We start from the raw sequence: 12,595 nt of genomic DNA, 5'->3' as shown, positions 1-12,595 counted from the left end.
ATACTTGTTAACTTTACACACAAACTTGAAGGAAAGCGGGGAGATATGCGTGCTGCTTCCACACATAAAGCAACCAGGCGATCTGAAATCACTGTCGGTTGAGGAGTTGGCTTCTCTGGCCGAGGAAATCAGGAGCTTTTTGATTGAGAAGCTGTCCGTGACTGGGGGGCATCTGGCATCGAATCTGGGAGTGGTTGAGCTCACGATCGCCCTGCATTATTGCTATAACAGTCCGAAGGACAAGATGATTTATGACGTTGGGCACCAAGCCTACGTACACAAAATATTGACAGGGCGAATGGATCGTTTTGATACACTTCGTCAGCGTGATGGACTTTGTGGTTTTGTAAAAAGAAGCGAGAGTGAGCATGATGTTTGGGAAGCCGGTCATAGCAGCACTTCTCTGTCGGCCGCAATGGGAATGGCTTTGGCTCGAGATTTGAAGGGCGAGGACAATAAAGTCATTGCAATGATCGGAGACGGCGCGTTGACTGGGGGAATGGCCTTCGAAGCGTTGAATCATATCGGACATGAGCGCAAAAATTTAATGGTCATTCTGAATGACAACGAAATGTCCATAGCACCTAATGTAGGGGCCATGCATAATTATTTGAGTAAAATCCGCTCGGACCGTCATTATTTGCGAGCAAAAGATGAGCTGGAAGTTTTGCTGAAAAAAATACCCGCGATCGGCGGTAAACTTGCCAAATCGGCTGGCCGTGTCAAGGACAGTCTTAAATATATGATGGTGCCTGGTGTACTGTTTGAGGAACTGGGACTTACGTATCTCGGTCCAGTGGACGGACATGATTTGCCGAAGCTAATCGAAACCTTCCAGCAGGCTGATAATGTCACTGGCCCTGTATTGGTGCATGTCGTAACCACCAAGGGCAAGGGCTATAAACCTGCAGAGGCAGATTCACACAAATGGCACGGAATCAGCCCTTACAAGATTGAATCGGGTCAGGTACTCAAAGCTGTAGGTAATCCGATGTATACAGAAATTTTCGGCCGAACGCTGATTGAGCTGGCTGAGCAGGATGAGCGCATCGTTGCGGTCACGCCTGCTATGCCTGGTGGATCAGGACTGGTACCGTTTAGTAAAGAGTTTCCTAGCCGTATGATTGACGTCGGCATTGCTGAACAGCATGCAGCTACCATGTGTGCTGCGTTGGCAATGGAAGGGCTGAAGCCGGTGTTTGCAGTGTATTCCACTTTTATGCAGCGTGCTTATGACCAGATTGTGCATGATATCTGTCGTCATAATGCGAACGTAATGTTCGCGATTGACCGTGCAGGTTTTGTTGGGGCTGACGGGGAAACTCATCATGGCGTGTTTGATGTGGCATTCCTACGTCATATCCCGAATCTTGTGCTTATGATGCCAAAGGATGAGAACGAGCTACGCCATATGATGAAAACAGCGCTCGACTATGAAGACGGTCCAATTGCTTATCGTTACCCACGTGTTAATGTGGTTGGCGTGCCGTTGGATAAAGAATTACAGGCGATTACCATCGGCAGTTGGGAGCTCCTGCGTAAGGGTGAGGGCTTTGCAGTAATTGCATCAGGACCGATGCTCCAGGTGGCGACAGAGGCTGCGGAGGCGATGAAACGTGAAGGGTTGCAAGTGGGCGTCGTGAATGCCCGTTTCCTGAAGCCTTTGGATGAGGATATGTTACGTGAGCTGGCTCGACAGCATACGAAGCTGATCGTATTGGAAGAAGCTTCTGAAGCAGGAAGCTTGGGTAGCGCTGTACTGGAATTTTACGCCAAAGCCGAAATCCAAGAGGCGCAGGTGCGCTTAATGGGGATTCCCGATCTGTTCGTGGAGCATGGCTCCATCAAAGAGCAGCGTGCTGAAGTAGGGCTTACCATTGAAGATGTATGCTTAAAGCTGCGTAAATGGGCTGCTGAGCCAGCATATGGCATGGGACAATCCGTATAGGGTAACTTGAAGCGAAGACCATGACATTTATAAAAAGTATGACAAGAGCAGCCTGGCTGCCTAAAGGGAGATTAACATGTCTGTTCCGAAGGAACGCATTGATGTATTACTTGTAGAACAAGGATTTTTTGAAAGCCGTGAAAAAGCTAAAGCTGCGATTATGGCTGGTCTAGTGCTGGCGGACAGCGAACGGATCGAGAAAGCGGGTATGAAGGTACCACGCGCCAGCGAGCTTAAAGTTAAAGGTTCGGTGCATCCGTATGTAAGCCGTGGAGGATTAAAGCTGGAGAAGGCCATCCGTCAATTTGAGCTGAATATGAAGGGCAGGACAATGCTGGATATCGGCTCGTCCACTGGAGGTTTTACGGATTGTGCTCTTCAGCATGGAGCGGAATACGTATACGCCATTGATGTGGGTTATAATCAGCTGGATTGGTCGCTTCGTAATGATGAACGAGTATGCGTAATGGAGAAAACGAATTTCAGATATATGACACCTGCGGATTTGAATGGTTCTGTGCCGAATTTCGCAAGTATTGACGTTTCGTTTATTTCATTACGTATTATTTTGCCCCCGTTGCTTGCCTTGTTGCATCAACCTGCTGATATTGTAGCTCTAATCAAGCCGCAATTCGAAGCTGGACGCGAAAAGGTCGGAAAATCCGGTGTGGTCCGTGATCCTGCTACGCATAAAGAAGTGTTGCAGACCATTCTGATGTTTGCGCATGAGCTTGGACTTACGCTGCAAGGTTTGGCTTATTCGCCTATTACAGGTGGAGAAGGCAATATTGAATTTTTAGCGCATTGGCGTTTGGATGGGCTTCCTGCTGCAGAATCGCAGCTGGAGAAGATGGATTTCAGACCACTAATTGAACGTACCGTTCAGGAAGCAGGTCAGACTTTTAATAATGGTCCATCACGTAAGTAACATTCAGGGGTTCTCCATGAGTTCTGTGAACTTAAGGGAACCTCTTTTTGGTGTGAGGGATTGATTATAGAACTCACGTTCGCCTATAATGAGATGTACAAAGGAAAAGGAATTTTACATCTTGTCCTAGAATATGTCCATGAGGTGATCGGTCCATGGACACAAGATATGATACGATTATCATCGCTGTAATCGGGGTGATATTAGGGATATGGGCTTTATATAGCCTGCGTGCCTGGTTGAAGGAGCCAGGGCCGCTTGTGCTAAAGACGATACCGATTAACGAGGATTTGGATGAAGGGCCTGCTATAGATATACTCGAAGAAGCAGGTTATGAAGTAGTGGGTGGGAAAATGAAAATACCGCTTGCTTTTAAAGTGAATGGACATACCGTGTATAGCCGTTTGTTTATAGACTACGTGGCTGTACGAAACGGTTCGACATATATGGTCAAAACGTCACGCCGCAAGAAACCAATGGAGTGGAGTGGTCCTGATTTACGGGACAGGCTCATGCCGTATTTGTTGCTCTATCCGGGTTGCGCGGGTGTAGTGTGCGTTGATACGGACGAGCGAAGTATTCGCCTTATTACATTAGTGGAAGACCTCGAAGAAGAGGAATATGAAGGTTAATCCATAGGAGGATTATATGAAGGGTCAACGACATATTAAAATTAGGGAAATTATTTCACAACATGAGATTGAGACGCAGGATGATCTGGTTGAAGCATTGCGTAAGGCTGGTTTTCAGGTCACACAGGCGACCGTATCGCGTGATATCAAGGAGCTGCTGCTGATCAAGGTTCCAATGGACGATGGCAGATATAAATATTCAATGCCTTCAGATCAGCGCTACAATCCGGCCCAGAAACTGAAACGTACGTTGGTCGATAACTTTTTGCATATTGACTACACAACCAATCTGATTGTGATGAAGTGTCTGCCGGGAACAGCCAACTCGATTGCTGCTTTATTGGACAATATTGAATGGTCCGAGATTATGGGTACGATTAGCGGAGATGACACCATTTTGATTATTTGCCGATCGGAAGAAAACAGCGAAGCTATCGTGAATCGTCTTATGGGCTACATTTCCTAATTATAATGGCTACGCATATTAGGCGTTTTAATTTGTACATCATAGAGGTGAAAGAACGATGCTGGTCACTTTGTCTATACGGAATTTGGCGGTCGTAGAGGCCGTCGATGTTCATTTTTATAAAGGGTTTCATGTCTTGAGCGGGGAAACAGGTGCTGGTAAATCCATTATTATCGATGCGCTTGGGCTGATTGCAGGCGGTAGGGGCTCTGCTGATCTAGTGCGTTACGGTTGTGATAAAGCAGAGATGGAAGCCTTGTTTGAGCTGCCGGTAAAACATCCAGTTTGGAATACACTTGAGGAACAAGGGATTAAGGCTAATGCGGAGGAGCATTTGCTGATTCGTCGCGAACTTACGGTTCAGGGGAAAAGCTCTTCTCGAATTAACGGTCAGATGGTTAATTTAACGATGCTGCGTGAGGTAGGTGAGCAACTCGTCAATATCCACGGGCAACATGAGCATCAAAGCCTGCTACGTGCAGATCGCCATCTGGCGCTGCTGGATACGTTCGGTGATTCGGTGATCGGTCCAGTCAAAACGCTTTACCGTGAGCGTTACAATGCTTTTGTCAAAGCGGAAAAAGAAGTAAGAGAACTGCAAAGCTCCAGTCAAAAGGCTTATCAGCTTTTGGATATGTACCGATTTCAATTAGAAGAGATCGCTGCGGCGGAGTTGAAATTGGGTGAAGATGAATTATTGGCAGAGGAACGGGTCAAGCTATCCCATAGTGAGAAAATGATGGATGGGATATCAGGAGCATACGAACTGCTAAGCGGCAGAGGTGGGCTGGATACGATCAATAACGTATTGTCCAGATTGAACGATGTCCAAAGCTATGACAGCAAAAGCCTTCAGCCCATTGCGGAGCAGATTCAGTCTGCTTTTTACCAGTTAGAGGACGCAGCATTCCAATTACGTTCTTATCGTGAGGATATTGAATTTAATCCAGGCAAGCTGCATGAAGTGGAGCAACGTTTGAATCAAATTACCGGATTACAGCGAAAATATGGTGATAGTATAGAGCAGATTTTGGAATACTATAGCCGTATTGAGCAGGAAACCGATCTGCTGGAAAATAAAGATGAGCGGCTGGAGCAGCTCATTGCAAAACGGGATGAGTTGCTTTCCGATTTGCTGGAGATTTCGGAAGAGCTTACAGAAGCACGTGAAATTTGTGCTGAAGAGCTTGCAGAGCAAGTGGAGCAGGAGTTAAAAGACCTGCAGATGGAAAGAACGTCACTCAAGGTGCGCATTGATCCAATTGAAGATCCACGCGGATATGAGTATAAAGGTCTGAAGGTAAGACCTACCAAGCAAGGCATAGATAATGCGGAATTTCTTATTTCCCCCAATCCAGGTGAGCCACTACGTCCACTTGGTAAGATCGCTTCAGGCGGTGAGCTATCACGTATCATGTTGGCGATGAAAAGTATTTTTGCGCGTCATGATCAAATTCCAGTACTCATTTTTGACGAGGTGGATACCGGCGTGAGTGGTCGTGCAGCTCAATCCATTGCCGAGAAGCTATATCGTTTATCTTCCGTTTGTCAGGTGTTTTCCATTACTCATTTGCCACAGGTGGCATGTATGGCAGATCATCAGTACCTTATTGAGAAAAATGTTCATGATGGACGGACCATGACTCAAATTGAGGGACTTACGGAGGACGGGCGTGTCAAGGAATTGGCACGGATGCTGGGCGGCGTGGAAATTACCGAAAAAACATTGCATCACGCACAGGAAATGCTGAATTTGGCGGAAGGAAAGAAAGCCTGAAAAGAGCGGCTGGCGTAATGTTTAACAGTTATAAAAGCCTGGGGGCAAGGTTACCTTATAGGTACGCAATTGGCGACCACCTTTACTCGTCAAGCGAAAGAAGCAAAGGGAGCGTGACAGCCATTGAATTTTTACTCCAGGATCAAATTGCTCGGTCTTTTGCTTGTTTTTCTTATGTGTTCTATCGGTAACGCTCAGTATGTGCAAGCAGCGCTGCCTCCACAAGCTTCTTTGGATTTGTTCGGCTCTAAAAGCATGAGGACAACCCAAGAAAGTGTAGTTCCCGATTTAAAAGTATACCCGGGGGGGCAGACGATTGGGGTCAAAGTAAAATCTTCAGGAGTGCTTGTCGTCGGTCACCATATCATTCAGGAAAGTAATGATCGTAAGGTGTCACCTGGTGAAACAGCAGGGATTCGCCTAGGGGATCGAATTACACACATGAACGGCAAGCCACTCAATAGCCTGGCAAGGGTTGCTGAGGCAGTAGACGAAGCAGGTAAGAATAAAAAACCGCTCGACATTACGCTTTGTCGAGGGGAGCAGACCATTTCCACCAAGTTAACACCAGCATATGATCAAGATGATAAAGCGTGGCGGCTTGGGTTGTATATTAGGGACTCGGCTGCAGGTGTAGGTACATTAACGTTTTACGCACCGGACCAGGGTGTATACGGGGCCTTGGGTCACGTAATTACCGATATGAATACCCAAACCCCTATTGTCGTGGGGAGCGGAGAGATTGTGCAGTCCAATGTGACGTCAATTGCGAAAAGCCAAAGTGGGGAACCAGGAGAAAAACGCGCTCATTTTCTCAAAGATCATCGGGTATTAGGAAATATTGAACGAAATACGAATTTCGGAATTTTTGGGAAAATGTCAGATGAGCCGCAATATGGATTGTATTCGACTCCTATTCCAGTGGCTCTTGCGAATGAAGTAAAGGAAGGACCAGCAGAAATTTTGACTGTACTGGAAGGTCAACAAATTCAGCGGTTTCAGGCGGAAATTGTACACATCTCTCAGCAGGACAAACCAGCAACCAAAGGACTTGTGATACGCATTGTAGATCCAAAGCTACTGGATAAGACCGGGGGAATCGTGCAAGGAATGAGCGGTAGTCCGATTATCCAAAATGGTAAGCTTATCGGGGCTGTAACACATGTATTTGTGAATGATCCTAAATCAGGTTACGGTTGTTTTATCGAATGGATGCTGCGCGATGCAGGAATCATGCAGAATAACGTAAGCTTGAAATCATCTTCTAATCTTAAGGCGAGCTAGTGGCCTTAAGATTTTTTTGTCGAAAAGCAGGGGAATAACTCATAATTGCAAGATAAAGAATTAATTATAATAGAAACTCTAAAAAAAATAAATAAAAATAATTTTCGACAGAAGGAATTCATAATTCGATGTCGAAATCATATACTCCGACAAGAAATATTTATATACTGTAAACAGATATCACAATGGAATATCACTCAATGAGGAGGAAGTACATTGCAAAAAATTGAGGTATTGTTGGCTGATGACAACCGGGAATTTACGAATTTGCTTGCTGAATATATTTCCGATCAGGAGGATATGGAAGTTACAGGAATCGCCTATAACGGCGAAGAAGTGCTCCAACGCATCGCAGAATCCCGCAACATACCTGATGTACTTATTTTAGATATTATTATGCCTCACCTGGATGGTCTCGGTGTGTTGGAGCGTTTGAGAGAAATGAACCTGACTCCACAGCCGAAAATCATTATGCTGACTGCATTCGGTCAAGAAAATATTACACAAAGGGCCGTACAGCTCGGGGCATCTTATTATATTTTGAAGCCGTTTGACATGGAAGTGCTGGCTAACCGTGTTCGCCAATTGGTGGGACCGCAGTTAGTTAGCAGCAGTCCGGTGACCATTTCATCCATGCGGTCCAACGTAGTACCTATGGGTAAGACGAAAAACCTGGATGCCAGTATCACGGCCATCATACATGAAATTGGTGTACCCGCTCACATCAAGGGCTATCAATATTTACGCGAAGCCATTACGATGGTGTACAATAATATCGAAATTTTGGGAGCCATCACCAAAACATTATATCCGGCAATCGCCGAAAAGTTCAAAACGACGGCATCTCGCGTAGAACGCGCCATTCGTCATGCTATCGAGGTAGCATGGACCCGTGGAAATATCGACAGCATTTCACACCTGTTCGGTTACACCATTAATATCAGTAAGTCCAAACCAACCAATAGCGAATTCATAGCGATGGTTGCAGATAAGCTGCGGATTGAGAATAAGGTGTCCTGAAAGGGTAAGAATGATTGATAAGTAGACAACTAATACCGCCTTTTTATTGGTTCTTTCAAGAGCCAGTAAAGGAGCGGTATTTTTTATGAACGATTTTCAATTTCAACTGGATAATTAAAAGTGTTCTTCAATTATCGTCATTTCATTGCTATCAGTCGTCGTTCTACAAAGGGAGAGAGTTGTAAAGAATTATTATTGAACTATTGCTTGATCGACATGCTCTATAAGAAATATAATTAGAACAATCTTTCAAATGAGGTGAATCGGATGTCATTCCGTATTGTTCGAAGTATTTAGTTTCCGGGCTGGAAAAAACGCGTACCAGCCGTCAAGGGGGAAGTCTATTCTTTTGACTACAAAAACTAAAATTCTGAATGATATCGGTCTGCTAACCCGTAGTTTTTATCCTTAATTGGAAGGTGGAAGAAAAATGAATTCAATAGAGTATAAAGAGTTTTATGATAAGGTTGGAAAAATCAACGGATGGGATTTCCGCAATGTGAAATGTATCTCCAAAGGAGTAAAATGGGACTTCTACAATGAAGTAGCGAAGACATGCAAGAAGTCGGACATATTGCTTGACATCGGTACTGGCGGCGGGGAAGCAATTTTATCAATAGCAGATTCTGCATTACTTCTAGTTGGGATTGACCATTCTACCGGAATGATTGAAACAGCAACCAAGAATTCTGCTGAATCAGACATAGCAAATGTTCGCTTTCTCCAGATGGATGCTGATAATCTAAATTTTCCTGAGAACTTCTTTAATGTAATCTCTTCTCGACATTCATGTTTTTATGCAAAAGAAATAGCAAAGGTGTTAGCAAAGGGTGGTATGTTCCTGACACAGCAAGTAAGCGAAAACGACAAATTAAATATTAAAAAAGCGTTTGGAAGAGGACAGGCATGGGGCGCTAAGAAAGACTCGTTAAAAGCTAAATATATTACCGAATTAAGTGATGCGGGCTTTAACGATATACAGTCATTTGAATTCAATGCAAACGAATATTATCAGACTCCTGCAGACTTAATATTCCTCTTGAAACACACTCCAATTATTTCTAACTTCGGAGAAAAAGAAATTGATTTTCAAATACTCCAACAATTTATTGTGGACAATCAAACCGAAATAGGGATAAGAACAAATTCAGAACGATTTATGGTGATTGCTAGGAAGTAAAACATAAAGGGATATCCGTTTTGATATGATCCCCTCATAGTAGACAGAAAAGAGCAAGCCGACTAATCTGTCTATTATGGAGGGGATTTTTCTATGGGAGTAATAAGAAAAACTTACGATGTGAGCTTCAAGAAAAAGACAGTGGATCTGTACCTCAACAAGGGAATCGGATATAAAAACGTGGCACGAGAAATGGAGATTGACGCTTCGCTGGTTCGCCGATGGGTGAGACACTTCAAAGCCGAGGGAATGAAAGGTCTAGAGGAAAAACGAGGCAAAGCAAAAGGGCCTGGCATCGGCAGACCTCGAACACGCCCCGAAGATCCGGAGGTCAAGCTGAAACGCCTTGAAGCAGAAAATGAAATGCTAAAAAAGCTCTTGCAGATGTGAAAGGAGGAATGGAGGCTGTACCCAAGAGTAAAAAGTTTGCGGTGATCCAAGAATTGCTTAGTAAGGGACATAGCATCGTACTACTATGTGAACTGGCCGGAGTATCCAAAAGCGGCTTTTATAAATGGATAAAGCGAAAGATGTTCGTTTCACAAAAACAGCGGGAAGATGAAACCATGAAGCTAAAAATCATGGCTTGTTACGAGAAATTGAAAGGAATATACGGCTACCGCAGGGTGAAGGTTTGGTTGAATCGAATCTATGGCATACATATAAATCATAAGCGTGTACGGAGACTTATGGGTGAACTAGGAATCAAGGCGATCATTCGTAGGAAGAGACCTTACTACGGCAAGAAAGAAGCCTATGTCATTTCTGGCAATCATCTAAACCGGGAATTTAAGGCCGACCAGTTGAATCAAAAGTGGGTAACAGACATCACTTACCTCATATTCAATGGACAGAGGCTCTACCTTTCCGCGATTCAGGATCTTTTTAACAACGAAATTGTTGCCTACCAGATCAGCCGCAGAAACGATTTGAGCCTGGTGTTGGATACAGTGAAAAAGGCAAGGAAGCGACAGGATGCGCGAGGTGTTCTACTGCATAGCGACCAAGGATTTCAATATACCTCTCGCCAATATACCAACCTGCTCAAGCGATACGGAATACAGGCCAGCATGTCCCGAAAAGGGAACTGCTGGGACAATGCATGTATAGAAAACTTCTTCAGTCATTTTAAAACCGAGTGTTTCTATCTCCACGCCTTCCATTCAGCTCAACAGGTGGAGCATGCTGTTCAAAAGTATATCCATTTCTACAACCATGAACGCTTTCAAGAGAAACTAAACAACCTGACTCCTTATGAATACAGGACTCAGGCTGCTTAATTATTGCTTTTTGATAGCTGTCTACTTGACAGGGTTCACTTCATTTCTGGGTATCCTTTTTTTAAAACTTATAAGTTTGATGGAATAAGTGAATAAAGATTTTCAGCATCTCCCTCGCTATATGACGGTACAATTGTTGGGGATTCTAAAACATAATGCTCTCCACGAGGTTATAAAATAGATCTGAATCAGTTGCAACATCCATCACGAAGAAAAATATTCCTTTTGTAAACAGTTCTGAAATTCTCTTTAATTTTGATATAAACAATGTGTCGTTTCTTGTCGATATAGTATCTAATATAAAGAGAACTGAGGAGCGAATATATGAAATTTAACATCCGAACAAAATTGATATTGGGTTTTCTTGCGGTAATAATCCTGCTGATCGTGATTAGTACAGTATCTATCTCAAAAATGAAAAACCTAGGTGACACTTCGATGGAAATTGATAGCCATTGGATGCCTAGTGTGACCATCCTGGGAACACTAAATGGTGATGTATCTGATGTTGAACGGCTCTCATTAAATATTATTGTAGAACGTGACCCAGAGGAAATGGAGAAGGTTCAGGCCGAATATGATAAGGTTTTAAAAAAGGTTGAGGAAGGCCGCAAAACATACGAAAAATTAATTGCTACCCCTAAAGAACGCGAAATGTACGAAGAATTCTCCAAAAATTATACGGAGTATTTGGCTAAGTTGCCAGAAGTGATTGAAGCGGGGAAAGCTAATGATTACACTCAATCAAGCATCCTTCATCAAGAGTCCTATAAGTTGTGGTATAGTTCAAACGATATGATCAGTCAGCTCATTAAATTGAATGCAGATGGATCTAAACAGACTACGAAAGAAGCTGTTGACAACTTTATTTCAGGGAGACAATTGGTCATCGTTTTGAGTATAGCAGCCGTTATATTAGCATTGATCATGGCAATCATCATAGCTCAAATTATTTCTAAACCTATCTTGCGGATCAGTCGTGCTGCTGAAAGTATTGCGTCGGGTGATCTTACAAGTGAAGCTATCATTGTGAAGGGCAAGGACGAGATCAGTACGTTGGCACATTCCTTCAATGTCATGGTTGAGAACCTTCGTCAACTGATTCAATCTGTGAGTAAGACGACTGAGTTGGTAACCACTTCCTCAGAAGAATTGACGGCTAGCGCAGAGCAAAATAGCCAAGCTTCTGCACAAATAACCGAAACGGTGCAAGAAGTAGCTACTGGAACAGGAGATCAGGTAGATATGGTGACGAAATCGTCCCAAGCTATTGAAGAAATGTCTATCGGTGTTGAGCAAATCGCCATCCGCGCGCAAAATGTATTCGCATCTGCGCAAGATGCGGCCCATAAATCGGCCGAAGGTAACCAGATGATTCAACAGGCAGTTACGCAGATGAATGCCGTGAATGATTCGATGAATGGATTGGCAGATCTCATGGCTGGATTGGGAGAGCGCTCAGACGAAATTGGCAAGATCATTGATGTTATCACCAATATTTCTAGTCAGACCAACCTTCTTGCCTTGAACGCTGCGATTGAAGCGGCCCGCGCAGGGGAACATGGTCGCGGATTTGCTGTGGTTGCAGGCGAAGTTCGCAAGTTGGCCGAACAATCGGCTCATTCTGCCCAACAAATTACGGAGCTTGTGGGATTGATTCAAAAGGATACTACACATGCTATTGAGGCGGTAGCGTCCAACGGGAAGGATGTCATGACAGGTCGTGAAGTTGTACAAAATGCAGGCGCATCCTTTGAACTAATTCAGGAAACCGTAAATAAAGTGGCCAGTGAAATTGAAGAGGTTTCTGCCGGATCAGAACAAATGTCTGCAAGTACAGATGAGATTGTTGGTTTTGTCAGACAAATTTCAGCGATTGCTGAGGAAGCCGCAGCAGGGACACAACACGTATCTGCCGCAACTCAGGAACAGCTGGCGTCCATGGAGGAAATTGCTTCGTCTGCAAGAAACCTGTCTACGATGGCAGAGGACCTGCAAGGGCAAATTGGTAAATTCAAAGTATAATTCGTATACTGCTTTTTATGTTTCAGAGGAACTAGCTGCTCTATTGTGAGCGGCT

Annotated in this window: 11 protein-coding genes; all 11 read left to right on the top strand. The window is 44.0% G+C overall.

The genetic code is table 11. The features are described from left to right. The first annotated feature begins 49 nt into the window (after positions 1-49). The 11 genes from dxs to KAI36_RS15820 all read left to right on the top strand — a co-directional run bounded on the left by dxs (position 50) and on the right by KAI36_RS15820 (position 12,540). A complete protein-coding gene (dxs, locus tag KAI36_RS15870) occupies positions 50-1,948 on the top strand; it encodes a 1-deoxy-D-xylulose-5-phosphate synthase (protein ID WP_220025385.1) in 1,899 nt (632 codons plus the stop codon). Between the two features lie 76 nt (positions 1,949-2,024). Beyond that, on the top strand, positions 2,025-2,876 hold the full coding sequence (locus KAI36_RS15865) for a TlyA family RNA methyltransferase (protein ID WP_025723025.1): 852 nt from the start codon (positions 2,025-2,027) through the stop codon (positions 2,874-2,876). Between the two features lie 155 nt (positions 2,877-3,031). Then, complete coding sequence (locus tag KAI36_RS15860; protein WP_220025384.1) at positions 3,032-3,508, top strand: hypothetical protein; 477 nt, start codon at positions 3,032-3,034, stop codon at positions 3,506-3,508. Between the two features lie 16 nt (positions 3,509-3,524). Further along, a complete protein-coding gene (gene ahrC, locus KAI36_RS15855; RefSeq protein ID WP_013310809.1) occupies positions 3,525-3,974 on the top strand; it encodes a transcriptional regulator AhrC/ArgR in 450 nt (149 codons plus the stop codon). 58 nt (positions 3,975-4,032) lie between these two features. Continuing rightward, on the top strand, positions 4,033-5,751 hold the full coding sequence (gene recN, locus KAI36_RS15850) for a DNA repair protein RecN (protein WP_028540598.1): 1,719 nt from the start codon (positions 4,033-4,035) through the stop codon (positions 5,749-5,751). Between the two features lie 123 nt (positions 5,752-5,874). After that, the gene (spoIVB, locus tag KAI36_RS15845) at positions 5,875-7,035 is read left to right on the top strand and encodes a SpoIVB peptidase (protein WP_023989240.1); all 1,161 of its coding nucleotides are present in this window, start codon (positions 5,875-5,877) and stop codon (positions 7,033-7,035) included. A 216-nt stretch (positions 7,036-7,251) separates the two neighbouring features. Further along, the gene (gene spo0A / locus KAI36_RS15840; protein ID WP_023989239.1) at positions 7,252-8,055 is read left to right on the top strand and encodes a sporulation transcription factor Spo0A; all 804 of its coding nucleotides are present in this window, start codon (positions 7,252-7,254) and stop codon (positions 8,053-8,055) included. Positions 8,056-8,485: 430 nt separating this feature from the next. Further along, positions 8,486-9,235 (top strand): class I SAM-dependent methyltransferase, encoded by a 750-nt coding sequence (locus tag KAI36_RS15835; RefSeq protein ID WP_220025383.1) that lies wholly within the window; start codon positions 8,486-8,488, stop codon positions 9,233-9,235. 93 nt (positions 9,236-9,328) lie between these two features. Next, positions 9,329-9,625, top strand: a complete 297-nt coding sequence (locus KAI36_RS15830; protein ID WP_220025382.1) for a transposase — start codon at positions 9,329-9,331, stop codon at positions 9,623-9,625. After that, positions 9,622-10,515, top strand: a complete 894-nt coding sequence (locus KAI36_RS15825) for an IS3 family transposase (RefSeq protein WP_220025381.1) — start codon at positions 9,622-9,624, stop codon at positions 10,513-10,515. The genes KAI36_RS15830 and KAI36_RS15825 overlap by 4 nt, the downstream gene beginning before the upstream one ends. Positions 10,516-10,839: 324 nt before the next feature. After that, positions 10,840-12,540, top strand: coding sequence for a methyl-accepting chemotaxis protein (locus tag KAI36_RS15820; protein WP_220025380.1), 1,701 nt, complete (start codon positions 10,840-10,842; stop codon positions 12,538-12,540). Positions 12,541-12,595: the final 55 nt, after the last annotated feature.

Origin of the sequence: Paenibacillus sp. S02 (assembly GCF_019454065.1) — a bacterium.
GTDB classification, from domain to species: domain Bacteria; phylum Bacillota; class Bacilli; order Paenibacillales; family Paenibacillaceae; genus Paenibacillus; species Paenibacillus polymyxa_B.
Note: the sequence above shows the minus strand (reverse complement) of the source record. Positions and strands in the feature narration are given on the sequence as shown.

Bases quoted from the DNA above. Each gene is read 5' to 3' on its own strand.
- KAI36_RS15820 (WP_220025380.1), top strand. From the start codon at position 10,840: ATGAAATTTAACATCCGAACAAAATTGATATTGGGTTTTCTTGCGGTA.
- ahrC (WP_013310809.1), top strand. From the start codon at position 3,525: ATGAAGGGTCAACGACATATTAAAATTAGGGAAATTATTTCACAACAT.
- recN (WP_028540598.1), top strand. From the start codon at position 4,033: ATGCTGGTCACTTTGTCTATACGGAATTTGGCGGTCGTAGAGGCCGTC.
- KAI36_RS15865 (WP_025723025.1), top strand. From the start codon at position 2,025: ATGTCTGTTCCGAAGGAACGCATTGATGTATTACTTGTAGAACAAGGA.
- KAI36_RS15860 (WP_220025384.1), top strand. From the start codon at position 3,032: ATGGACACAAGATATGATACGATTATCATCGCTGTAATCGGGGTGATA.
- KAI36_RS15830 (WP_220025382.1), top strand. From the start codon at position 9,329: ATGGGAGTAATAAGAAAAACTTACGATGTGAGCTTCAAGAAAAAGACA.
- KAI36_RS15835 (WP_220025383.1), top strand. From the start codon at position 8,486: ATGAATTCAATAGAGTATAAAGAGTTTTATGATAAGGTTGGAAAAATC.